23 protein-coding genes are annotated in these 23,765 nt (G+C 64.1%); 5 read left to right on the top strand and 18 right to left on the bottom strand.

Features of this window, described 5'->3' with window-relative positions; translation table 11 throughout:
- Positions 1 to 36: 36 nt before the first annotated feature.
- From ASE48_RS14225 to ASE48_RS14170, 12 genes are all read right to left on the bottom strand, one after another.
- A complete protein-coding gene (locus ASE48_RS14225) occupies positions 37 to 1,737 on the bottom strand; it encodes an MCE family protein (RefSeq protein ID WP_057167719.1) in 1,701 nt (566 codons plus the stop codon).
- A complete protein-coding gene (locus tag ASE48_RS14220) occupies positions 1,737 to 2,897 on the bottom strand; it encodes an MCE family protein (protein WP_057167718.1) in 1,161 nt (386 codons plus the stop codon). Before ASE48_RS14220 ends, ASE48_RS14225 begins: the two co-directional genes overlap by 1 nt.
- Complete coding sequence (locus ASE48_RS14215; protein ID WP_057167717.1) at positions 2,894 to 4,282, bottom strand: MCE family protein; 1,389 nt, start codon at positions 4,280 to 4,282, stop codon at positions 2,894 to 2,896. Before ASE48_RS14215 ends, ASE48_RS14220 begins: the two co-directional genes overlap by 4 nt.
- A complete protein-coding gene (locus tag ASE48_RS14210) occupies positions 4,279 to 5,352 on the bottom strand; it encodes an MCE family protein (protein ID WP_057167716.1) in 1,074 nt (357 codons plus the stop codon). The genes ASE48_RS14215 and ASE48_RS14210 overlap by 4 nt, the downstream gene beginning before the upstream one ends.
- Positions 5,336 to 6,367, bottom strand: a complete 1,032-nt coding sequence (locus ASE48_RS14205; RefSeq protein ID WP_057167715.1) for an MCE family protein — start codon at positions 6,365 to 6,367, stop codon at positions 5,336 to 5,338. Before ASE48_RS14205 ends, ASE48_RS14210 begins: the two co-directional genes overlap by 17 nt.
- The gene (locus ASE48_RS14200; RefSeq protein ID WP_057167714.1) at positions 6,367 to 7,569 is read right to left on the bottom strand and encodes an MCE family protein; all 1,203 of its coding nucleotides are present in this window, start codon (positions 7,567 to 7,569) and stop codon (positions 6,367 to 6,369) included. The genes ASE48_RS14205 and ASE48_RS14200 overlap by 1 nt, the downstream gene beginning before the upstream one ends.
- Positions 7,570 to 8,246: 677 nt before the next feature.
- Entirely contained in the window at positions 8,247 to 8,699 is a 453-nt protein-coding gene (gene hadA / locus ASE48_RS14195; protein ID WP_057167713.1) for a (3R)-hydroxyacyl-ACP dehydratase subunit HadA, read from the bottom strand.
- A gap of 282 nt (positions 8,700 to 8,981) precedes the next feature.
- Complete coding sequence (locus ASE48_RS14190) at positions 8,982 to 9,482, bottom strand: GAF domain-containing protein (RefSeq protein WP_235571195.1); 501 nt, start codon at positions 9,480 to 9,482, stop codon at positions 8,982 to 8,984.
- Positions 9,483 to 9,979: 497 nt separating this feature from the next.
- Positions 9,980 to 11,302: an MFS transporter gene (locus tag ASE48_RS14185; RefSeq protein WP_082614180.1), complete on the bottom strand. Its 1,323-nt coding sequence runs from the start codon at positions 11,300 to 11,302 to the stop codon at positions 9,980 to 9,982.
- Between the two features lie 22 nt (positions 11,303 to 11,324).
- The gene (locus ASE48_RS14180) at positions 11,325 to 11,870 is read right to left on the bottom strand and encodes a Chromate resistance protein ChrB (RefSeq protein ID WP_327049649.1); all 546 of its coding nucleotides are present in this window, start codon (positions 11,868 to 11,870) and stop codon (positions 11,325 to 11,327) included.
- Positions 11,871 to 12,013: 143 nt separating this feature from the next.
- The gene (locus tag ASE48_RS14175) at positions 12,014 to 12,397 is read right to left on the bottom strand and encodes a DUF4267 domain-containing protein (protein WP_057167710.1); all 384 of its coding nucleotides are present in this window, start codon (positions 12,395 to 12,397) and stop codon (positions 12,014 to 12,016) included.
- Between the two features lie 56 nt (positions 12,398 to 12,453).
- Positions 12,454 to 12,930: a hypothetical protein gene (locus ASE48_RS14170; protein WP_057167709.1), complete on the bottom strand. Its 477-nt coding sequence runs from the start codon at positions 12,928 to 12,930 to the stop codon at positions 12,454 to 12,456.
- 100 nt (positions 12,931 to 13,030) lie between these two features.
- Between ASE48_RS14170 and ASE48_RS14165 the strand changes: the two genes are divergently transcribed.
- Positions 13,031 to 13,612 (top strand): TetR/AcrR family transcriptional regulator, encoded by a 582-nt coding sequence (locus ASE48_RS14165; RefSeq protein WP_057167708.1) that lies wholly within the window; start codon positions 13,031 to 13,033, stop codon positions 13,610 to 13,612.
- Positions 13,613 to 13,733: 121 nt separating this feature from the next.
- Here ASE48_RS14165 and ASE48_RS14160 read toward each other — a convergent pair whose 3' ends face one another.
- Entirely contained in the window at positions 13,734 to 14,414 is a 681-nt protein-coding gene (locus tag ASE48_RS14160) for a TetR/AcrR family transcriptional regulator (protein WP_156409193.1), read from the bottom strand.
- A gap of 110 nt (positions 14,415 to 14,524) precedes the next feature.
- Here ASE48_RS14160 and ASE48_RS14155 point away from each other — a divergent pair, with 110 nt between their 5' ends.
- Both ASE48_RS14155 and ASE48_RS14150 read left to right on the top strand, forming a co-directional pair.
- Entirely contained in the window at positions 14,525 to 15,991 is a 1,467-nt protein-coding gene (locus ASE48_RS14155; protein WP_162264228.1) for an APC family permease, read from the top strand.
- Entirely contained in the window at positions 15,984 to 16,640 is a 657-nt protein-coding gene (locus tag ASE48_RS14150) for a cysteine hydrolase family protein (protein WP_082614177.1), read from the top strand. The genes ASE48_RS14155 and ASE48_RS14150 overlap by 8 nt, the downstream gene beginning before the upstream one ends.
- A gap of 25 nt (positions 16,641 to 16,665) precedes the next feature.
- On the opposite strand, the gene ASE48_RS14145 is transcribed toward ASE48_RS14150, so the two are convergent.
- Complete coding sequence (locus tag ASE48_RS14145; protein ID WP_057167705.1) at positions 16,666 to 17,046, bottom strand: ANTAR domain-containing protein; 381 nt, start codon at positions 17,044 to 17,046, stop codon at positions 16,666 to 16,668.
- Between the two features lie 159 nt (positions 17,047 to 17,205).
- Positions 17,206 to 17,901 (bottom strand): GAF and ANTAR domain-containing protein, encoded by a 696-nt coding sequence (locus tag ASE48_RS14140; protein WP_082614176.1) that lies wholly within the window; start codon positions 17,899 to 17,901, stop codon positions 17,206 to 17,208.
- Positions 17,902 to 18,840: 939 nt separating this feature from the next.
- Between ASE48_RS14140 and ASE48_RS14135 the strand changes: the two genes are divergently transcribed.
- Complete coding sequence (locus ASE48_RS14135) at positions 18,841 to 19,206, top strand: STAS domain-containing protein (protein WP_057167704.1); 366 nt, start codon at positions 18,841 to 18,843, stop codon at positions 19,204 to 19,206.
- 24 nt (positions 19,207 to 19,230) lie between these two features.
- On the opposite strand, the gene ASE48_RS14130 is transcribed toward ASE48_RS14135, so the two are convergent.
- From ASE48_RS14130 to ASE48_RS14120, 3 genes are all read right to left on the bottom strand, one after another.
- Complete coding sequence (locus ASE48_RS14130) at positions 19,231 to 19,440, bottom strand: dodecin (protein ID WP_057167775.1); 210 nt, start codon at positions 19,438 to 19,440, stop codon at positions 19,231 to 19,233.
- Positions 19,441 to 19,674: 234 nt separating this feature from the next.
- The gene (locus ASE48_RS14125) at positions 19,675 to 21,684 is read right to left on the bottom strand and encodes an ABC transporter ATP-binding protein (RefSeq protein ID WP_082614174.1); all 2,010 of its coding nucleotides are present in this window, start codon (positions 21,682 to 21,684) and stop codon (positions 19,675 to 19,677) included.
- A 58-nt stretch (positions 21,685 to 21,742) separates the two neighbouring features.
- Positions 21,743 to 22,441, bottom strand: coding sequence for an HAD family hydrolase (locus tag ASE48_RS14120; protein ID WP_057167703.1), 699 nt, complete (start codon positions 22,439 to 22,441; stop codon positions 21,743 to 21,745).
- 195 nt (positions 22,442 to 22,636) lie between these two features.
- On the opposite strand from ASE48_RS14120, the gene ASE48_RS14115 reads away from it, so the two are divergent.
- Complete coding sequence (locus ASE48_RS14115; RefSeq protein ID WP_057167702.1) at positions 22,637 to 23,668, top strand: hypothetical protein; 1,032 nt, start codon at positions 22,637 to 22,639, stop codon at positions 23,666 to 23,668.
- The last annotated feature ends 97 nt before the right edge of the window (positions 23,669 to 23,765 follow it).

Raw genomic sequence — 23,765 nt, 5'->3', positions numbered from 1 at the left:
TGAGCGGCTGGTCGACGGGTGCTGTCCCGTGCGCGTTCAGGTTGAGCGTGGGCTGAGCATGAGGTCGACCCAGTTCTCTGCCGGTTCGAACTTCGATGCGCCGGCGGCGTAGACGCTGATACCGCCCTCGGGATCGAGGAAAGCGCCGGACTTTTCGTCGTAGGTTGTGGTGATGTCTGCTGCCTGGGGCTGGACTGGATCGGTGGTGGCTTCTGCGGGCAACGGGCCTGGGGGCGCTTCGGGCGCCAGAGGCGGCGCTATGGCTGGCGGTCGCTGTCCGTAGGGCGGCAATGTCTGGTCCGGGGTCCCGTAGTAGGGCAACGGGGGTGGTTGCGGCCCAGGAGTGTTCGGCGGAACCGGCAGCGGATAGGGCGGTGTGAGGGCCGGGCCGGGACCTGGCGGGACTCCCGGGGGCAGGTTGACCACTGGTGGCCCGGGGTCGTAGTCGGCTTCCGGCGGGATGTAGGGGTATTTGTTCTGCGGCAGCGTCATTCGTGGATCGGTGACCGGGGTTCCGTAGGGCGCGGTGGGCCCGCGCCAGGGATTGCTGCCCAGCGGTACGTAGCCCGCAGGGTCGCGGCATAGCTGCACGGTCGGGGCGCGCTTGCCGGGGAACTCCATGCAGGGATAGTTGCGGGCCCCGCGCACGACGGTGGCGTCGTTGGGGGCGACCTTGCAGAACATCCCCGGCGGCACTTCGCGCAGGGTCTCATCGGCGGGGCTGCGGATCTGCGGTGCGGGTATGTAGCCGACCGAACATGGCGGCGGGTCACCGAGGTTGAGCTTGAAGTCGGTTTTCGCGCCTTCGTCGAGGGGCTGTTGGTCGGCGACGGTCGTCAGTGCCGCGGTGAGAGCGGGAAAGATGACGAGCGACTGCTCAATGGACTTGTGGTAGATAACACCGATGCGGCCCAGGTTGGCCAGATTGGCGGCCAGCATCGCGAATGTGGGTCGGATACCGGTGAAGGTGGCATTCGCCTGGTCCGCGGCGCCGGGTGCGGTCTGGAGCAGTGTGCGGACTTGGGGATCGGCGGTGCGTAGTTCGCCGGTGAAGCGTGCCAATCCGTCGGCGAGCCGGTTGATGTCGTCTGCGCTGCGGGCCTGAGTGTCCAGGAAGGGCTCGGCCTGGTCGATCAGTGAGGTGATCTCTGTGCTGTGGGAGTTGGCCTCATCGACCAGCAGCCGCGACGATTCGATGAGGCGCGCCAGGTCCGGTCCGGCACCGTCGAACGCCTTGAACGTTTCGCGCAACAGGTCTTTCAATTGGCTGTGGCTCAGTGAGTCGACGAGCTTCTCGGCTTCCTTGAGCATGCCCGCGACGTCCTGGCTGAGTGCGGTGCGTTCCCGGGGGATGTGGGAACCGTCGCGCAACGTCGGTGATGGGTCATCGGAGGTGGGCGTGAGTTCGACGTACTGCTCGCCGATCGCCGATGCGCTCTTGACGGTGGCGTTGACGTTGTCGGGCACGTGGGTGTCGCTGTTGAGTCGCAGCGTGGCATCCACTCCGCCGCCGCGAGCCAAGGTGATGGCGGTGACCCGACCGATGGTGGTGCCGCGGTAGGTCACGTTGGAGTTTTGGTAGAGCCCGCCGGTGGCGGCGAAGTTCGCCGAGACCTCGTAGCTGCCGATGCCTAGCGCGTCGGGGGCCTTGAGATAGAACAGCGAGATCGAGGTCACCGAGATGACGGTGATGACACCGAAGATCGCGAGTTGCCAGCGCGCCAAACGGGTCAGCATCAGCCGGGTGCTCCTGATGTCGACGGCACAGTGAACGGGTCGGCGGCTTGGCCGGAAACGTTGGCCATCGCGCCAGTGAGGAAGTCGGGCGCATTGACCACGTCGTTGAGGTGCTTCATGTTCGGGTCCAGCGGAGAAGTAGTGAACAGTGATTCGCCGATGCGGCGCAGGGTGAGGTCGATGGTGACGAAAGCATTGAGGAAGTCCCCGCGCACAGCCTGATCGAGATAGGTGCCAGGCAAGGGATAGGTCGGCAGGTAGGGCAGCGAGTCGACGATGTCGTCGGCGCTGTCGGCGAACGCCTTGACCACGGGGTAGGTGTCCTTGAGGTCTGCGGCGAGATCGGTTTTCGTCTGCGCCAGGACGCGTGCGGTGACCTCGGAGAGCCGCTTCAGTGCGGCGAACGCGTCGACGACATTGCCGGCGTTGTCGTCGAGGACACGCAGTGCCTCCGGCAGAGCGGCCAGAGTTCGCGCGAGTTTGTCGTTACCGGCTGCCAGCGTTGTTGCGACGCGGTCCAGTCCTTCCAGGCTGGCGATGATGTCGCCGGTTTGACGGTCCACCGCTGCGGCCAGTTCGGCCAGGCGAGGAATGAGTCCGTCGAATTCGCCGGCCCGGCCCACGACTGCGGCGTACAGCTCATCGGTGATGTCTTGGAGCGCGCCGAGGTTGCCTTTGCTGACGACGATTCCCAGCGAGGACAGCACGTCCTCGGTGGTCGGGTAGTTAGCGGCTTGGCTGATGGGAACTGTTGTGCCACTGGTGAGGCGGCCGACGGCGGGAGTGGTGTCGGGTGCTGCAAGTTCGATGTGCTGGGAACCCAGCAGTGAGGTTTGAGCGACCCGGACCACCGGGTTGGCGGGCAGGTCGACCTGGCGGGTCAAGGAGAGCTGGACGGCGGCGTAAAAGCTGCCGTCGTTGCGCTGCATCGCTTTGACACCCGACACACTGCCGACGGTGACGTCGTCGACTTTTACAGGAGAGTTCTGCGGCAGGCTCGACACGTTGGGTAGTTCCACGGTGATGACGAAGGAGCCTGCGCCGTGGCCGGCGGTGCCGGGCATGTCCAATGAGTTCACGCCGCTGAACTGGCATCCGGTGACCAGTAGCGTCACCGTGGCCATGCCGGCTGCACCTTGGGCGAGGCGTCTGGTGTTCATCGGCCACCTGTGTTCGGGTTGACGGGAATTGGGCCTTCGGCGGCGGGTGGCGATGGTGCCGGTTCGGCAACTGGATGTGCTGAGCTTGCCGGCGGCTGACCGGGTGCGGGGGGCAGCAGCAATGCGCTCAGGTCGGTGTCCGCGGTGATGTTGGGTGGGATAACTCCGGGGAGGGGCAGCCACTGCAGCTGTGACACCGGGGTCTGCGCCTTCGCCTGTGTTTCTGGTGTGTCGTAGATGATCTGGCCCTTGTAGGCACTGATGTTGTTGATGGGGTGCATCAGGATGGGCGGGTAGTTCGCCGTGATGCGTTTGAGTACTGGCGCCATGCGCTGGCGGCAGATCTCGGCGCGCTTGTAGTAGTCCGGCGTTGCTCCCGTTTCGACCGATCCGCAGATCAGCTGCACCGGGTTGGCGAATGACGGCACGGTCAGGATGCCCGACAGTGACCCTTGAGCCGGGTTGTAGATGTTGTAGAAGTTCTGAAGACCGTGGGGGGCGACGTGCAGGACCTGCTCCAGATCCTCGCCGTGGTCGCTGAGCAGTGTGGTGAAGTTGGTGAGTTTGTCGATCTGTCCGATGAGGGCTTCGTTGTTGTCGTTGAGAAAGCCCCGGATATCGGACAGGGCGGTGTTGAGGGTGCTCAGTGAGGTGTCGAGGTCTGCGGAACTGTCGGCCAGCACCTGGGACACCGAGGCGACATGGCTGGAGAACGTGACGATCTGTTCGTTGCTGTTGGCCAGTACGTCGACGAGGGTGTGCAGATTCTTGATCGTTCCCAGTAGGTCGGTGCGGGAGTCACCGAGACGGCCGGCGGTCTGAGACAGTTCGCGCACGGCTTGGCGAAATGAGTCGCCTTGGCCGTCGAAGGTGTCGGCGGCCTGGTTGACGAACGAGGTCAATGGACCCTGCAGTGATCCGGGCTGTGGTCCCAGTTGTGCGCTGAGCTGTGTCAGCTGGGCCTTGACGTCGTCCCATTCCACCGGCACCGCGGTGCGGCTGGTGTCGATGACAGCATCGGCGGTCAATGCTGGGCCGCCGTCGTATATCGGGGTGAACTCGATGAACCGGGCTGAGACGAGGTTGGGTGCCACGAGCAACGCTTGTGCGTCCGCGGGGACCTGGACACCGTCCTTCACCGTCATCGTCACCGAAGTGTGCTGGGTGGACGGCGTGATCGAAGTGACTGTGCCCACCGGGACCCCGGCTACCTTCACCTCGTCGCCGGGATAGAGACCGACCGCTGCGGAGAACAGCGCCGTGATCTGTACCGGCTGTTGGCGCGGCCACACCGTGTACGCGCCGGCGGCGGTCAGTGCGATCAGTGCGGCCAGGGCGATGTTGCGAATGCGGTTGCGCCACAGCGGATAGCGAAAGATGCTCATGGCGACCTCGGCCTGACGATGGCTCGGTCCACGATGACACCGCGCAGGAAATCTGCCAGGCTGTCGGGCAGTTTGCCGGGTTGGAAGTAGGCGTCCAAGGCGGCGCCGGTGATTTGCGGGGGTGGGACACCGTAGACGTTGGCGCTGAACCCCGGTGCGGAGCCGACGACCTCACCGAGTTGTGAGGCGAAGGACGGCAGGCGCTTCAGAGCTTCGTCGATGTGCGCGCGGCGCGTGTCGAGGTTGTCCAGGACCAGGTTCAGCTTGGTCAGGGCAGGTCCGAACTCTTTGCGGTTGTCGGCGACAAAACCCGAGATCTGGGCGGCGAGCTCGTCGATACCGCTAATCAGTATTCCTAGTGCCTGGCGTCTCTCCGACAGGGCGGCGAAAAGTTGGTTGCCGTCGACGAGGAGCTGGTTCATCTGTGCTGATCGGCGTGCCAGCACGTCGGACACGGTTTTGGCGCGGGCTAGGAGTTGTTGGACCTGCTCATCGCGGGAGTTGACGCTGCGTGACAACGCGGTCAGGCCGTCGAGAGCGCCGCGAAGCTGCGGGGTGGCATCGCGCATCGCATCGGTGAGCACCCCTAATGCTTCGGTCAGCCGGGGCTTGTCCAGATCACCGACGTTGCGTCCGAGATCCTGCAGCGCGGTGCTCAGCGAGTACGGAGTAGTGGTGCGCCCCAACGGAATGGATGTGCCCCAGCCCGCCCCGGCTGGGGCGATCTCCAAGGCCTTCTGCCCCAGCACCGTGTCGGACTTGATCGCGGCCGTGGACTGGTCGCCGATGCGCAGCTCGCGGTCGACCATAAAACTGACCTTCGCGGCCTTGTCAGTCAGTGCGATGGCGGTGACCTCGCCGACGCTGTACCCGAAGATCTGCACATCGTTGCCTGCCACGATCCCGGCGGCGTTGGAGAAGTAGGCCTCGTAGTGTCGGCCCTGGGCCACGATCGGCAGTTTGGCGTAACCGAAGGACACCATGATCAGGCAAGTCACGACGACGATGCCGAATACGCCGGTCCGCAGCGGATCCTTCGGTCCGGCAACCGTTTTACTTGGTGAAGGCACACCGCCCCCTGTCGGGGTCGACGGGGTTGGCAGCAGGGATGAGAATGTCACTTCCCGCGGGTCCGTTGAGTTTGAACTTGATCGCGCAGAAGAAGATGTTGAAGAACGATCCATAGGCGCCCAGCGACGCCAGCCGCGCGTAGTTCTCCGGCACCTTGTCGACGACCTTGTTGATGTCGTCGTTTCGCTCGTCCAACGTCGTGGCCAACGGCCGCACGTTCTCGATGACACCTTGAAGTGGGCGCCGAGACGTGGTGAGTAGCTCCGTCAGGTCGGTTTCCGTCGACGCCAGCGGCTCGATCGCACCGGAGATCGGGTCGCGCCCCTCGCTGAGGGTCGTGATCAGCTGCTGCAACTGATCGATGCTGGTATCGAGTTGCGAGCTGTGGGCATCGACAGTTCCGAGCACGGTGTTGAGGTTGGTGATGACCTCGCCGATGAGCTCGTCGCGTGCGGCAAGCGTTTGGGTGAACGACCCTGTACTGGAGAGCAATTCGGCCAGCGGTGCCCCGTCGCCCTGCAAGAGTTCGATGACGGCGTTGCTGACCTCATTGACCTTGGCTCCGTCGAGCCCCTTCAACACTGGCCGCAGCCCACCCAGTAGGGCATCGAGATCCATCGCCGGCCGTGTGTTCGACAACGCGATCGTCGCGCCAGCGGCGAGTGTGTGGAGGTCACCGGGACCGGCAGTGACCTCCAGGTAGCGGTTTCCGACGAGATCCTCATACCGAATAACGGCACGAGTGGATGTGTACAGCCGGTACTGCTCGTTGACGTCGAAGGTGACGTTCACATGATCGCCGGCGATAGCGATGTCTTTCACGCTGCCGACGGTGACCCCGGCGATGCGCACGTCTTGTCCGGTCTTGAGGCGCGAGACCGAGGAGAAATCGGCGCGGTACTCCCGGCTGGACCCGAACTGGAACTTCCCGAAGGTCACGACAAGCCCGGCGGCAACTAGCAGCATCACCGCCGTGAAAGCAGACACCTTGAGCCCGGTGCGGTTCCCGGCCATCAGTAGTCGTCCCGTTCGGCATAAGCCCCGTTGAAGAGGAACTGAAAGGTCGAGGGGGCATCGAACTGCAGCTCGGTCGTGGGCTGATAGGGGACATACGCGTTGTCGGTCACCAGGAACGGCGCGTGAAAATACGATCCGCCGATCTGCTTTGACGGCAGGTTGGGCAACCCCCGACAGTTTGGGCCGCCAGACGCATTGACGATGGGCAGGCTCTCGGGATAGGTGTAGGGCTGCGAACCGGGCAGGAAACTCACCGAGACGAACAGTCCTGGAACGGTACCGCCCAGGCTGGGGCCGAAGCGCTTGTCCAGCGTGGAGATCGCCTCAAAGATGCATCCGTACTCCGGCGAATAGTCAGCAAGAACTTTCAGCGGGGCGCGCGCCCGCTGGACGGCGGCGACAATATCGTTCTCGGCAGGTGCCAAGGTGTCAAAACCGTTGTTCGCCAAGCCGGTTGCCGCAAGAAGGGTCGCGCTCAGGTCATCGCGCGAGTCGACGATGGTCTTGCTGATGGCTGGGGTGTTGTCGAGTACCTCGACGAGATCGGGCGCTGCGTCAGCATAGTCATTGGCGACCTCAGCGGTCTTCTGGAAGTCGCGTTGCAGAGTGGGCATACTCGGATTGACCTGTGTGAGCAGAGTATTGATACCAGTTAACGTGGCGCCCAGATCGTCGCCGTTGTTGCGCAGGCCTGTGCTGACCGCCGTCAGGGTCGCGTTGAGTTCGGCGGGGTTGATCTTGTGCAGGGTGTTCACCAGTGTCTGGAACAGGGTGTTGACCTCGACTGATACCGAACCCGCCTCCAGGTGAGCCCCTGGTGATAGCGGTTGTGGCGACGGAGCCTCCGGAGGGACGAACTCCACCGACTTCGCGCCGAAGACGGTATTGCTGGCGATCCGCACGATGGAATTCGACGGAATGAAGTCCATCTGATCGCTGCGAATCGCCAGCGTCAACCGGGCGTCCGAGCCGTCGTAATCAACTGAACTCACCGTGCCCACCTGAAGTCCGAGGAACTTCACCTTCGCGTCCGGCTCCATGAGAAGGCCAGCCCTCGCCGATGTCACAACAACGCTGGCGGTGGGAGTAAACGCCGCTGAGTACGACAGCGCGGTGAGCGCGGATACGGCAACTACGGCGACGACGAGAGCTACTGCGGCAATCCTGACCGCGGCACGATGGGTAACGCTCCTGGTCACGTTCTGTACCAGAGCATTCAGAGTGAAAGTTCTGCTACATGAGCCATAAATGCCCGGCCGCCCGCAGTATGCGACGCCCGCCCGGCAAGGTCCGCGGTGAGTGCATCCATGGCGGAGGCGGGCTGTACAGGCACGCTGGAAGCATGGCACACGCCATGTTATGAAGGCAAGGGTCCGCGCTCTTAGCGCCCGGCGGTAAACATTCCTGGACGCAATGCCGCTGTAGTGGTCGAACATGACCAGTCCCCACCCTCTTTACGCTCTGGGGACACCGAGCGGTTATGGGAAATGCCATGTCATTCGGACACTGAGCCGTGCGATTTCGCGAGGAATCCTGCATCGCGATACCCGGATTGGCCTCCGCCACAAACTACAAAACCTAGAACTACGGTCGCTTCAGTGCTTTCTGCGTGCATTGGCGGAGCTAGATGGTCTGAAGACTGATCTGGCTTCATCCAGCCCAGAGCCACGACGCGAGGTGGCCCTATCCATTCGAGCGTCCGCCGATCCCGCCGAACCGCTGCTGTCCACGTCCGCATTGCGACTTGCTTGTGTACCGAAGCTTTCGACCCCATCGCTGCGTGTGCAGCCTCCGCCTGCATTCGTAGAGACAGTTTCTTGCCTCGTCCGATGCTCATGGATGTCACACGTCGCACCGCCAGGAACGCTGCGGGCAGTCAGCCGGTCGCCTCGGAGCGGCCGGCCAGGACGGTGTAGTCCTCCTGCACCGTGTGGCCGTGCTGGTTGGTGATGCGGCTTCTGATTGTCAGGACGTCCGCACCGTAGGACTGTCGTAATGAGTCGAGGCGGATGTAGCAGTACAGCCGGTCACCGGCTCGTATCGGTTGTAGCAGTTTGAGTCCCTGTTCGACCTGGACGATCTTTTCGTCCGTGATCGCGATGTTCAGGTGCTCGAAGAAGGCGAGTTGTGCCTGTAGACCGAAGATCGCGACGAAGGTCAGCGGCGCCAGGATCGCGTCGTGGCCCAGCGCCTGCGCGGCATCGTCATCGAAGTACGCGCCGTCTTCGTTCTTGACGGCGGTGGCGTACTCGCGGATCTTCTCGCGTCCCACCTCGTAGTAGTCGGGGTATCGGTACGTCATGCCGACGATGTCCGGGGACAGGGCCACGAGGTCGAACCTATCCGGCGACGGCTTTTCGGTGTCGGAAATCGCCGCATCTCTCCGACCTACGCTCAGGCGTGGTCCAGGCAGCTGTGGTTTCCTGCAGAACCAGATCGTTGAGAGCCCTGGGGTCCGGTGCGCTTGCCTGGTCCAGCAATACGGCGAACTCTCTGTCGGCGGCGTAGCGGTCAGTCCCGGTTCCGATGTCGACAATTGCTTGGCAGCAGCCCCGTTTCGACGATGACGGCTACTACGAGACGCCTGCGACAGGACGAGCAGCGTGAGCTGCTATCGCGCCAGCAGGATGGCTGCATGGGCGGCGAGCACGGCACCGAGCGCCTCGTCATCGACATTGAATGCACCTGCCGCGAATCCGTAGACGTTGAGTGCTCCGCCGCGGTTGTGGCATCGGTATAGGCGAAAGGTCATCACGCTGCGTACACCGTGGCGCAGCGCAGCTTTGGCGAATTCCGGCCACTGCGGCTCGTCCGATAGGTCCGTCACACGGATGACCCCGTGGTCAAACGCCGCGTCCAGGCATGGACCTTGGCCGTAACGCATCTGGATGGTATTCAGCTCCGCCGTATCGTCGGAGGTGGAACCGATTGTGCGGTAACGCTCGCCGTTGATGAGCATGACATCAGCGCTCGTTGCTCCACGAAGAAGTGCCACGGTCGCGTTGGTGACGGCGGCGAGGCGTAGCTCGACCGGAACCGCAACGTCTGCCACGGCGGCAAGCTCCGACATCACGTCTCGAATACGCTCCTGATAGCCGGCTACATGTGGCATCGTCGCCACCGGTCAGATTCTGGGGCAGGCACGGCGAGACCGCCCAGCGTGGCGGTCGACGTGGCGCCGCGCGCAGCGCAGACAAGTTGCCCTCTCCTGGGAGCTCGCACCTACACTCCTTCCATCTCAACGACCGCTTCCGGTGAGGCAGTGATTTAGCTGCAATGCCCACCCGACCGTGATAGCAAACACTTCCATATCCTGTGGTGTCGATTGCGACCGTTGGATCACCGTAGTGATGTCGTTTGGAAATAGAAATGGTGACTATGTGTCTGGGTGTTTGACGTAGTATTCGGCATGATGCGACCGTGGCGGAATGCGGGGTGTACGCGCCGGCGCAGGCGAACAACCCACCAAGCTCCCAGCTAACTCGTCTGCGGCCACGACCGCCCGGAGAACGACCGACACGATGGAACTGCATTCAATGTTGTGCTGCTGCCGTATCGCGTGTTGTGAAATCAGTGCCGAGCATCGTCACCGCCGACATGCTGCGGCGCTTAGCTTTTCGCAGATTGTTGGCGACACGGATCTATCTGCCAAGCCCTGAGTGCGGGTGGATAATTAGGGAGTTTCCGCGCGGCAGATCCTCCGCGTGGCCGGTGCTCAGGTTTTGTGCTGGGGTCCATGCCAGTGTCGTCGTGACGGTTTGCGGCCGGTACTGCGGTGAGCGCCGCCGTGGCGGCCAGCACTGCGGCGAACGCCAGTAGCGCCGGGGTCAGGGTGGCGGCGGCAGCGAGGGCGCCCACCAGGACCGGCCCGCCGGCATCTCCGAGTTCGCGGCCCACCTCGGCGGATCCCATGGTTTGGCCGAGCCGATCAATGGGGGTGCCCGCGGCGAGAGAGGCGAACCCGATCGGGGTGACAACACCCACCCCAGTCCCGATCAGGACAGCGGCCAAGACAAGGCCGGTGATCCCCGGTATCGACACCGCCCCACAACCTGCGGCGGCAAGCAACAGGCCCACAGCCAACCCGGTGCGGTCCCGGACACGGCCCTCGTCGCGCACGCGCCCCACCCGAGGCTGGACCACAGCGGTCGCCGCTGCCAGCACCGACACGACGATCCCGGTGAGAAGTGGGCTGAGCCCGCGATCAGCACCGACCACCGGCAAGAAGCCGACACCTACCGATAGTGCTGCGGTGGCCGCGGCCAGTGCGAGGGTCGGGCGCAGAAAGCCTGGGTTCACAAGTCGGCGGCCCAGGTCGACCACCGTTTGGCGGGTCCGCGGTAGCGGTGCCACGCCCGGCACCACCAGCAGTACCCACACCGAAACCGCTACTGCCAGGGTGGTCAGCGTCGCGAACAGCAGGGTGTAGCCGTGCAGCGTGATCAGCACCCCACCCAACACCGGCCCCAGGGTGTAGCCGAATCCTTTCCAGGCGCCATAGCGGCCGAAGCCGCGACCTTGGGCACCCGGCGCGGTCAGCCGCGACACCAACACCCCGGCCGCGGGGGAGAACGCCGCTGCGGCCGCGCCCTGCGCGAATCGGGTCACGCCCAACCATGCAGGATCGCCGGCGATGACGAACGCAGCGGACGCCGCCGCGAAAGCGAGCAGCCCGCCGAGCAGGACCGGGCGGGCGCCGACGCGGTCGGCCAAGGACCCGAACACCGGCTTGAGCAGGACTTCGGCACCGTCGTAGACAGCCAGCAGAAGGCCCAAGGTGAGCAGCGATGTGTGTGTTCCGTGGGTATAGCCGCCGAGGCCGGCGGCGATGCTGTGCGCGCCGAACGCGGTGACGAACCCCGCCGCGTACAGCGGCATCAACTGGCGCCGAGTTCCCTCTGGGTCAGTGCCGGTGGGTGCTGACGTGCTCATCGGCTCCTTCCCGAGGCGGGGGTCATAGCTGGTGTAGCGCGTTGAACACGCGCTCGGTGTAGTCGGTGAGCCGCTCGGCGCACTGTTTCAACTGCTGGTCGGCCTCGTCCGCCTGGGCGGCACCGAACACGTCACGCGCCGTGAGCTCACGGTGCCAGCGACGCAGCCGCTCCAGGCTGTGTTCTTCTTCTTCCAGTTCCGCGATCGTGAACTTCGCGATCCGGATCTCCTTGGTGATCTCGGCGTCGAAAGTGGCACAGTCCGAGATGAACTCGGACCACTCCTCGCTCCGCTCAGCGGTGAAGAGGGCCTCGAGTCGATCAGCGTCGGCTTCATTGCGGCCGGCTGCGGACAGGACCATCACCTCGCCGGCGCCGCGTTCGGCTAGTTCCACGGTTCGTGCGATCCCGGCGGCGAAAACCGGGGCGTCGGGCACCGCCCATACCCCCTGGCCCAACAGAATGGCCCCGGCCCGCCGCAGCTCACGCCACACCGCTACCCGATGCCGCGACGGCTCGGCGGGCATCCGCACGACCAAGACCAACCAAGGCGCCGCGTCCTGTGTCACATGTGAAAATGTAGCAGGCGTTACATCGCGGGCTGGTCGCTCGGCGTGGGCTGATTGGACCAGTGGCGCGGGAGCTCATCTCAAATATGCCGCCCAACGCTTGGAGCTTGGACGGTCCAGTAGGCGCAAGGTGGCGCTGTCGCTCAGGCGGCGAGCAGGAGCGCGGCGGTGATGAGCATGGTGGCGGCGGTGGCGCCGTGGATTCCCCAGGCGATGGATCTGGGACCGCCGTGGCGTAGCACGATGGCGGTGTCGGCGAGCGGGATGATGGTGGCAGCCAGGATGATCCAACCCAGAGTGTGTGTTTGGCCCACGGCTATGAGGATGATGACGAAAAGCCCTGATGCGATGTCGCGAACGCCTTTGATGCTCGCGTAGGCGTTTAAAGACGGCTGCGCGGGATCGGGTTGTAGGCCGTAGCCGGCGGCCGCGGCACGTGGGGCGAGAAGGAATCGTGCGCCGATGGCGATGATGGCCGCGGCGATGAGTCCGGCGAGCGTGTAGGCGATGGTCGTGAGGGTGGTCATGTCGAGTACTCCTGCTCGGTGAGCGGCGGGTTTCGATGGCGTCGGTGATGGTGGCGTCAGGTCATCAGCGCCACGCATAGGGCCGCTACTGCCAGCCCCTGCAGGCCGGCGCGGGCGCCGATGATCGAGTCCCACTTCGCTTGCAGCGCACGCCCGTCGGGGAGCGTGCGGCCGTCGTCGGCGGCTGCAGTGAGCTGTCGAATGATCGGTGCGCTCAGTCGCGTGTAGAGCACGAGCCACATCGCCAGCAGAACCAGTGCGACGCCCGCGGCGATGGCTTGTGCCCAGTGAGCGGTTGCGGTTGCCACGCCCGTGGCCACCGCGGTGGCGAGGAGTCCGAGCGCACCAGGCACCGGCATGCGCCGGTCACCGTAGCGGTGCACGTGTCCGGTGATCGTGACGCGGGCGGCGTCGTCGATGGCCGCCAAGGCCGGTCGCAGCACCATCGCGCAGAACACGTCGGTGCCGTAGACCACCGCGGTGGACAGCACCGCGATCAATACCGCGGTTCGGCTGATGAGATCCAGGGCCATGTTGTCACTCCTGTCGGTCCACAACTGCTAGCAACGCTAACCCCCCGCCAGATCGCCGTCAATAGCAGCGCTAGGATGCATATCAGTGCTAACGTGACGTGTGGCTATCGACGACCGCCGAGAGCGTGAGCGGACCGCCCGGCGGCGCCTGATCGTCACCACCGCACGCAGAGTGGCCGAGGCCGAAGGCTGGGATGCTGTGACGACGCGTCGGCTGTCCAATGAGATCGAGTACAGCCAGCCGGTGTTGTACAAGCATTTCAGCGGCATGGACCAGATTGCTGATGCGGTCGCCGTCGATGGCTTCGGCGAGCTCGCCGAGGCAATGGGGGCTGCCTGCTCTGATCGGGGTTCGGCCGTTGACGCGCTGACCCGCGTCGCGCACGCCTATCTCGACTTCGCCCGCCAGAATCCAGCGGTCTATGACGCAATGTTCACCCGCGCGACATCCTTGCGCTTCGGCGCCCAGGACGTTCCGCCGCAGCTGACCGCAGCCTTCGCCGAGTTGCACCGCGTGGTGGGCCTCGTCGCTGATGAACGGGACACCGACGCGCTCACTGAGGTGTTATGGGCGGCTCTGCACGGCCTGGTCACCCTCAGCCGTGCCGACCGATTACGCCCGGGCAACGACACCCTGCGACTTCAGTTGCTCGTCGAGCAGTTCACGGCTCGAGGCGACTGAGGTAGGTGTCGACCTTGTCCGCCAGGCATCAGGCGCGAGGAAGGGTCCGCATCTCCGTGTTTTATCCCGGTTCGGAACGTCTTCTGTTGTCCAAGGCGGATTCAGAGAGGAGTAGGGGTACTCACCGCAGTTCTGGAGCCGATAGGGCGCTCAAGGACTTCAACAGCGTGCTCGCCTGCCCGGTAACTGTTGTCAATTTGTTGAGTCGGCCCGCCAGGCGTAAACAGCCCAGCGCCAGCTCGTGCGGGGTGTCGGCGCTCAGTTGTCCGTCGGCGCGAATGGCCGCGACCGACTCGACGAGTCGAAACGAATGATCGGCCACGATGGCCACTCCAGTGTGAGCGGCCACTGACTCGGTGAACTCAAGGTAGCGCTGCCGGAGCTGCGCTCGCATCCGATGGGCGGGATCGAAGACCGCAGAATGTGCTTCGGGCAGAGCGAACAGCACACCCAGATTCCAGCGCCACGTTGCCAGGACATTCGCGTCGTAATAGGCCAGTGCGTAGAGGCGCGCGGCAGCCTGATCCTCGGTATGCGCCTGGACGTCTGCGAGTACCTCGGCAGCCTCGAGAGCCGGACGCACGAGAGCTTCCAGGAGGCTGCCCAGGATCTGTTCCTTGGATCCGAAGTGGTGGTAGAGGACGTTCTGGCGCACCCCGACTGCTTCGGCGATCTGCCGGGTGGTGGTGGGGCCGAAACCTTGCGTAGTGATCAATTCTGCTGCCGCATCCAGTATCTCGGCGCGAGTGTTGCGCCCCTGCCGAGTTGGGCTTGCCGATCGGGGCCGTCCACGTCCCTGCACGCCCTTATCGTGGCACACCGCGAGTTGCCCTTACCTGCCGTTAACGCAGGGAACGTGGACGTAACGCGAGGATCATCACGGCGAATTCCTAGTATCCTTTTATAGGTCGTGTGACCAATAATCTGGATGTGGGGTTAGTTGCCCCTCCCGCGCCTACCACCGGGGGCGATTACTTCGCCGCGGAAGACGGGCGACGAGACTTCACCCTCGGTTCGGTGTTCGCTGTGGCGTTCGCCTTCATCTCGCCGATCATCGCGCTGTACGCGATCTTCAACCTCGGACTGCTGACCGCAGGGCCTTCATTCTGGTGGGCCTTCGTCGTGGTGCTCGGTGGCCAGCTGCTGGTGGCACTGATCTTTGGTGAGTTGTCCAGCAAGTGGCCCGAAGAAGGTGGCGTATACGCGTGGTCTCGACGTTTGGTCGGGGACCGGTACGCCTGGCTCACCGGCTGGGTCTACGTCTGTACGTTGATCACGCTCAACGCCGCGGCGGCCTTCTCGGCCAGCGTGTTCGCTGCCGCCATCTTCGGCTTCGCCGACCCGGACGCACAGACGCGGGTGGCGTTCGCGATCGCCTTCACGCTCATCGCCACCCTGGTCAATGTGCTCAATCGGCGGATCCTCAAAGTCTTCATTGTGCTGTCGATCGCCTGTGAGGTCATCGCGAGTCTCGTCGTCGGCACCATCTTGCTGCTGTTTCATCGCCAGAACGATTTCTCGGTGTTGCTCGATGGGTTTCAGGATGGTGGCGCAGCGTTTGCGCTCGGGCCATTCCTGGCCGCGGTGGCCATCGTCGGGTGGGCATTCATTGGATTTGAGAGCGCCGGTGACCTGGCTGCCGAAGTCAAACGGCCCGAACGCAATGTGCCGTTGGCGCAGATCGCGTCCCTGATCCTGGTGGCAGCGACCGTCATGTACGCCGGACTCGCGTTGATCCTGGCGATCCCGGATCTCGACGCCGCGGCTTCCGGAGGCGTCGACGACGCCATCCTGGCTGCCCTGGCCGGCAACCTTGGGCCTGCAGTGGTGGTACCGATGTCGGTGATCGTCTGCATCGGGTTCACCGCCGGCATCGCCGCCGTGAGCAGCGCGTTGTCTCGCACGGTGCACGCCCTGGCCGTCAGGAAATCACTGCCGGGCTCGGCACACCTCATCAAACTATCCCGGCGAGATGCTCTGCCCCGCAACGCACTTTCCCTCACCGCGGCGGCCACCTGTGTGGTGTTGTTGCTGTCGGTGTCGATCGGCTTCTACGACGTGATGATCGCCATGTCCACGGGCGGCTTTTACATCGCGTTCCTGCTGCCCGTGGCCGCCATGCTGGTCACCCGACTGCGCGGCATGTGGGCCGGCGGCCATTTCACACTCGGCACCGCCGGCGGCCTGATCGTCAACGCGTTGGCCGCGGTGTGGTTGCTGGGCCAAATCGTCAACATCTCGTGGCCCCGCGACATCGGGGCACCCTGGTATGTCGAATGGGGATGCGTGCTGATGTACGGCATCAGCGGACTGCTCGGCGCCGCAATCTTCCTTCAACGCAAGCACCGCAGCACAGACGAGGTGAGCATCTATGCGTGACAACACCACCACCACCGCAGACACGGTTCTCATCTGCATCGACGTCCAACGCGACTTCGTCCCTGCCGCGGGCGGCAACGAATCGCCCGAAGTCAGCACCATCAGATCGCTGGTTCACACTGCTCGGGTGGGCGGGATCCCGGTGGTCTTCATCCGCGAAGTCCACCATCCCACGTTGGTCGACCTAGGACGCGAAGTCGACGGGGCCGAAGGGCTGCACTGCATCGACGGAACGCCCGGAGCGGAATTCATTGACCAATTCGGACCGCTGGCAAGCGAATACGAAGTTCGTAAACGCCGTTACTCGGCCTTCTTCAACACTGATCTGGACACCATTCTGCGCGGTTACAAGGCCACCACCGTAGTTCTGGTCGGCGGCTTGACCGATGTGTGCGTGCATTACACCGCCGTCGATGCCCATCAACTCGACTACCACTTCCGCGTCGTCAACGACGCGGTGTACGGCTCATCACTAGCCGCCCATACTGCCGCCCTCAACGCCATGGCCTATCTGCAGACAAATTCTGTCATCGATGCACGGCAGGCTGCCGAACTCTTCAGCCCGGCGGGCAGCCGTGCGAGCGCCGATTGCGGACGAATGGAGTCTCGTTATGGCTGCCATGGCCCCGCGGTCGAATCGCCGCACTGATGATGCTGTTGGCGGCTCAGCCGGGTCACCGGCCGATGTCGGTCATGGGCACGCCGGTCTTGCTTTCGCCGTCCAGCTGGCGTTCCGCGCCATGGCTGATTCGTTCGTGGGCCGTACCGATGAGGTCGCTGGATGCCGGCTGCTGGAGGAGGCGTGTCGTCCGTGACAGTTCGAGCAGATCCTTGGTGACCTGTTCGGCGAGCAGTCTGAGTTTGACGTTCTGATCCTGGGACTGCTTGCGCAGGACGGCGAAGGCGTCCTCGGCGTCGATGCCGTAGACGAACATGATCATGCCTTTGGCCTGCTCGATGATCGCGCGGCGGTCGTTGATGAGCCGTAGCGCCTCGGTGATTCGCTGCTCATCGATGGAGAAGTCGTCGTCGGTGATCGAGAGGTCGTCCAACATCTCCGCTCCTGTTTCGGTGGTGCAGCTGTGCTCCCGGGTCCGCGGACCGAGGAGCAGCGCAGTTGATCGTCTTTACCCAAGATTCGTCTCTGCGAAGCACGCGGATTGGTCGACGTAACTGTGATTCCCATCCGCTGCGATCGCTGAGTCAGCACGAGGTCAGTCGGGATCCAGGTGCAGTCGGCGTTCGAGGATGTCGCGGGCGACGTCGGTGGCATTGCGCCCGGTGGCATAGGCGTGGGCGCGTATCCGGAGCAGCGCGTCGGGGGCCGTAAGCCTCAGCTGGGCCATCACCATGCCGGTGGCCTGACTCACCTCGGGCCGGGTCCAGGTGTCCGCATCTTTCAAGGGGCCACTGCCCGCCTCGGAACGTTCCTGTTGTTCGATCACGTCGAGTACCAGCCTCTGTGCCAGCTTGGCGGCTTCCATCAGGCCTGTGACTTGCGCGATGGTGAATGGTTCTGGCCGAGTCTGGAACACGCTCAGGGCGCCGACGCTATGCCCGTCGACAGCGATCGGGACGGCGAACACCGCGCGGATCTGGTGGGCCAGCATCGTCGGCGTGTACCCGGGCCAGCGGACTTCGCTGGGATCGGCCAGATCCGTCACCAGGACGGGTGCGCGCTGCGCTACCGCGTCCAGGCCGGGGCCCTCTCCATGGGTGAAGTGCGCCTCGTCGTACGTCCGTGCTGCCGTGGCGCTGGCGCCCAGCGTCCCGATGTTGACGCCGCGGGACACCAGCGAGATTGCGGTTGCCTCGACCCCCAGCAGCGCCACGCAGGCCTGGCACAGCCGGTCGGCAGCGCTGGGTCCGGGCTGAACGTCCATCGCGGCGCGCAGTTCGTGTTCGATCATGAGGTGAGTGACCTTGGGCACTGCGAATTCATGCTGCCAACAACGGGTTTCACGTCGTGCTGAGGCGAATACCGCCGTAGTTGCATAGCCGCATGGTTTTTCCAACGATCACGACTGGCATCACCGACACGTGCCGTGCAGCGTCGCGTTCGGGTGGTTCGTGAATATGTCCCAGCGGCTCGCGTGCCATGCAGCGAGGACCTGACGCCCTCAGGCGGCTGCTGCTGTCGCGGCATCGAAAGAATCGACCGGTGTGCGCCGTGCGCCATAGCTGTCCTCGCGGTTGGGCCCCCGTCGAGCAGGGGTGCAACCCGATTGACCGAAGGCACACGCAACCGGAAGGACCGACCGCAAGCTGTTGACGGAGTCGAGGCCAACAGCTACATCGAAGTTACCGAGGTGGCTTCTGATAGATCGCGCCGTCCCAGGAAACTAGTGAAAAGCGTAACACGAGCGGCATTTTCGTGTTATCGGTCTGCTCCGACGCCGTGGTTACCCGGACAGCGGCCGGCAGACGGTCCCGTCGGACGGTTTTGGTGAAGGCGTCCAGGGGTCGGGGGCATCGGTGCCGCAGCAGCCTTCAATCTGTTGCGGAAGATGTCCCAGGACACGAGCACTCGCCGTGTCACGGCAGCCGCATGCCTGTTCCAGGCGGTGCGCAAGACGCGACACCGGTCGTACCGACCGTGTTCGTGTGGGCGTAGCGTTCCGTCGATTCGTGCCCCTGAGCTGGCGCAATCCGATGTTCATGGTCTCGGTCGCGAGTCGGCGTTGGCGAAGTCGAGACGCCTACCTTGACGGCAAATGTTTGAACTCTTGCGCAGCGGGAGATACAAGTCGGTGGCGACTTAGGCGAACATCTCCCGGGGGGCGAACAGATGAACTCTCAGACGGCTGTGCCTCTGGTCTGCGTCGATGATTAGCGACAGTCGAACCACGGTGTCCTCGGCGCGCTATTCGGTGACGACCGAGGCACACGCTGACTACATCGTTCTGACTCTTGCCGGCGTCATCGACATGGCCTCGGCACCGCACGTCGCCGACGAAGTGGGGGCGGCGCTACGCAATCGGCCTCCGCTGCTCATTTTCGACCTCAGCGCCGTGACGTTTTTGGCCACCACCGGCATGAGCATCCTGATCGAGGCCCACCGGCGTTGTCATGAATTGTCCCTGGACTGCCGTGTGGTCGCCCACGGTCGTGTGACGCTGCGGCCGATGCAGCAATTGGGCATCGACCACATGTTCCACCTGTATGACTCGATCGAACTCGCCGTCAGTGACAGGGGCGACCCCACCGAAACATAGCGGGCTGAGCAGCCCCCTATCGCGTCAGTCCTCGATGCGGAAGCCAACTTTCAGAGCCACCTGGAAATGCGCCACCGCGCCATCCTCGATCTCGCCGCGCACGCTCGCGACCTCGAACCAGTCCAGGTTGCGGGTGGTCTGTGCAGCCCGGCTGATTCCGTTGCGGATCGCGGTGTCGATTCCCTCCGGCGATGTGCCGACGATCTCGATGACGCGGTAGGTGTGCTCACTCACGGGTGCTCCCTCCCGACCCGTGGTCATGCGGGTCGTGTTGTCCAGGGATGCATTTGAACACGGCAGATGGCGTCGTCGCGGTGGTTCCGCTCGTGGGGATTTCAGCAGCAGAAGCCAAAGCGTTCCTGGGTATGCAAACGAGTTCAAGGGTGTCACCGTGCGGAAGTCGAAAGAACCACCGAGCACTGGTCGCTGCGACCGCACGCGCCCTGATGCACCGCATGGTCTGAACCGTCAGAATCGATCTGTCGAATCGGCCGTCATTGCGTTGTCCCCAAGGGGGCAACTCTTTGACAGACAATGTATTCCGGCCCCATGAACTCGAGTCGGCACCTGCTGAGTGACACTTCGGCGGTCGGTACCGAACTGGGTGCGGTACAGGTCGGCGTAGCGTCCGCCGCGTGCCAACAGCCGCTCGTGGTTGCCGCGTTCGACGATGCGGCCATCCTCGACGACGAGGATGACGTCGGCTGCCCGTACCGTTGACAAACGGTGGGCGATGACGATCGACGTGCGACCGGACAGCGCCTCGGCGAGCGCCTGCTGCACGGCGGCCTCCGACTCCGAATCCAGCGATGCCGTGGCCTCATCGAGGATGACGACCTGCGGCGAGGCCAACAACACCCGGGCAATGGTGAGTCGCTGCCGTTGGCCGCCCGAGAGCCGGTAACCACGCTCGCCGACAACGGTGTCCAGCCCGTCGGGCATGGCGGCGACAACGTCGGCGAGACGGGCCCGTCGCAGCGCCGCCCAGATCTCCTCATCGGTGGCCTCCGGCGCCGCCAATAGCAGATTTGAGCGGATCGACTCGTGGAAGAGGTGCCCGTCCTGGGTGACCATGCCGACGGTCTTCTTCAACGACGCGAACGTCACGTCCCGCACGTCGGCACCGTTGAGCCGGATCGCACCCGAGGCTGTGTCCGGATCCGATGGCGGATCAACGTCATACAGCCGCGCCAGCAGCGACGCGATCGTCGACTTTCCCGCTCCGGATGTCCCGACCAGCGCCACCACCTGTCCGGGCTTCGCGGTGAACGAAATGCCATGTAGCACTTCCTCACCGCCGCGATGGTCGAGTTCGGCGACCTCCTCGAGGGAGGCGAGCGACACCTGATCGGCCGCCGGATACGAGAAGCGCACATTGTCGAATTGCACTTCGACCGGACCGCGTGGGACTGTCACAGCACCGGGGCGTTCGCGGATCAGCGGCACCAGGTCGAGCACTTCGAAGACCCGCTCGAAACTGACGAGTGCCGTCGCGACCTCGACCCGCGCGTTGGCCAGCGCCGTCAGCGGTGCATAGAGCCGGGTCAACAGCAGAGCCAGTGACACGATGGCGCCGGCCTGCAGCTGCCCACCGATGGCGAGCGCCCCGCCCAGCCCGTACACCAATGCCAAAGCCAGTGCCGACATCAACGTCAGCGAATTCATGAACGTCGCCTGCAGCATCGCAGTGCGTACCCCGATATCACGGACTCTGCCGGCCCGCGCCCGGAATTCGCGGGACTCCGAGGCGGTATCGCCGAACAGCTTGACCAAAGTCGCTCCCGGCGCGGAGAACCGCTCGGTCATCTGCGTGTTCATGGTGGCGTTGTGGGCCGCAGCCTCTCGAGACAGCCGGGCCATCGCGGCGCCGATCCGGCGGGACGGAATGACGAACATCGGCAGAATGACCAGCGTCAACAGCGTGATCTGCCACGAGATGCTGAGCATCACCGCCAGGGTGAGCAGCAGGGTGACGACGTTGGCGACGACGCCGGACAGTGTGTCCGAGAATGCGCGCTGGGCGCCCATCACGTCGTTGCCCAGCCGGCTGACCAGTGCCCCGGTGCGGGTACGGGTGAAGAACGCGACGGGCATGCGCTGCACATGATCGAACACCGCGGTGCGCAGATCGAGGATCAGACCCTCGCCGATCGTTGATGACAGCCAGCGGGTGACAAGGGACACCGCGGCCTCGGCCACTGCAACGCCTGCGATGACCATGGCCAGCACGGCCACGACCCGGGCGCTGCCTGCGCCGGTGATCTCGTCGACGACGCGGCCGGCGAGCAGCGGGGTCGCGACCGTCAGTACCGCCCCGAGCACGCTGATGCCGAGGAATATGCCCAGCCGGCGGCGATGGCGTGCCGCAAACCCCCAGATCCGGCGAAGCAGACCGCGGTCTGCCAGTGCGTGCAGGTCACCGTCTCGCGCATGTGTCTGCCGGTACAGGGACTGCCGGGCCACTGTTTCCAAGGTCATGTATTCACCGTAGAACCTCAACGATGATTTAGGTCAAAGACTTCCCGTGGAACGCCGCTCAGCGTATGTCGATCAGACGTTGCACCGGGCTTTCTGCGAGGTGGGTGCAGAGGTCGAGCGCATTGTCGAACACCACTGTGGCGCCCGCCTCCTCTAGCTCGCTTCGCGAGACGCCCCCGCTGAGGACGCCGATACACGCCACCCCGGCCGCAACGCTGGCCTGGGCGTCCCACACGGCATCGCCGACAAACACGGCGCGCTCTGGACTGACATCGGCTCTCGCCAAGGCGATCTCGACGATATCGGGCTCAGGCTTCGCGGTTTCCACGTCTTGAGCCGAGGTGGCGGTGGAGATCAGATCGTCACGGTCGAGAACGGCTCGGAGCGTTGCGAACTCGTCTTCGGGAGCGGAGGTGGCCAGTACGACCTGCAACCCCAGCGAGTCGATACGGTCCAGGATTTCCCGTGCTCCCGGCAATGGAGACAGCAGCGAGGTCGTCTCCTGGTAGAACCGCGTGTGGAGGTCCTTGAGCTCATCGCGGGTCTCTTCATCTGCTTCAGAGGCCAACGTCTCGAGCAGTTTCTTCCCGTCCATGCCGGTGGATCGGTGAATCTGCCAGCTCTGTACCGGAATCCGCAGCTCGTTGAACGCGCGGTGCCAGGCGTGCACGTGCAGATAGTTGGAGTCCACCAACGTGCCGTCGACGTCGAACAGCACGGCGGGTCGATGTTGGTTGTCAGGCACGGTGTGAGGCATGCCCGATCAGCGCACTCTCAAACCTCGCACCTAGGAGCCAGGCGGGAGGGGGAGAGCACAGCGCGCCAGGCAGGTCGGTGCCGCCGTGCGCTGTGAGCCGTTGCCTCCGCTCCCATCGCCGCACGATTGTTTGATGGGGGAAATGGCAACAGATTGGTGAGTTTGGCCGCCCGCGGAGCGGGTAAGCGGGGAGGTATGTCTGGGGAGCATCCTTCGATATTGCTGATCGCCGATCCCGGCGCTCCCGCCGAGGTAGCCGAGCGTCTGTCTGCGGCGTTGCCAGATTTTCTGCCGGACCTCCCCTCTGACGAATGCTGGGATGTCTCAGTGCGTCGGCACAGTTTTCCACTCGATGAGCACACCGAGATGGTGGATGTAGTCGGCGTGGTCGGTCCCGAAGATGAAGCTGAGGACATCGTCATCTATCTCACCGATCTGCCCCGGCGTCAGGGGACGACGCCGGTGATAGCTGACATCAGCGTGCGCGACCGGTTCGGCGTGATCTCCATACCGGGCTTGGGCGGCGCGTTCATCGATCGCCGGGTGAAGGCGGTGGCACGCACGGTGGTGTCCGAGGTGACGCGCCAATCGGGCCAACAGGACACGACGGTGAAGGGTCTGGCGCGGATAGAGGACGACGACGTCGTTCACTATGTCGCGCCGTCGACTATGCCACGGCTGCGGTTGCTTGCCGGAATGGTGTACGCCAACCGCCCGTGGCGACTGGTCACGGGTATGTCGAAGGTGATGATGGCGGCATTCGCCACCGGGGCTGTCAGCCTCGCCTATCCGACGATCTGGCAGTTGTCGACCACCATGGGCCCGTGGCGGATGAGTGCGGCAACGATTTTGGCAACCGCGGCGATGATCGCATGGCTCGTCGTCGAACACGACCTATGGGAACGGCCGCCATCGCCCAAGGAACGGGAGCGCGCGGTCTTGTACAACGCGTCGACCGTCATCACTCTGACCATCGGCGTCATTGTCTTTCACGCCGCGCTCTTCCTCTTGCTGCTGGTGACCGCGTGGTGGACGCTGCCGCCGCAACTGGTGTCGCAGAACATCGGTCAGCCCGTTGGTTTCTCGTCGTTGCTGTTGATCTCGTGGTTGGTGGCCGCCATCGCCACGTTGGGCGGTGCCCTGGGTTCGGGGATGGAGGACGACGAGGCAGTGAAGGCGGCGGCGTACGGGGTTCGTCAGCGTAAGCGATTCGAGAAAACGGACTGACGCACGCGCTGGCGTGGTCGACAACCGGATGGCGACGTCCGCAGCTCTGTTCGCCGGCCATGCTCTCCCGGCCATGAAGGGACCAAGAAATTCAAGC

It is taken from the genome of Mycobacterium sp. Root265 (assembly GCF_001428895.1).
Lineage (GTDB): Bacteria > Actinomycetota > Actinomycetes > Mycobacteriales > Mycobacteriaceae > Mycobacterium.
This window is presented reverse-complemented; position numbering and strand designations above follow the sequence as displayed.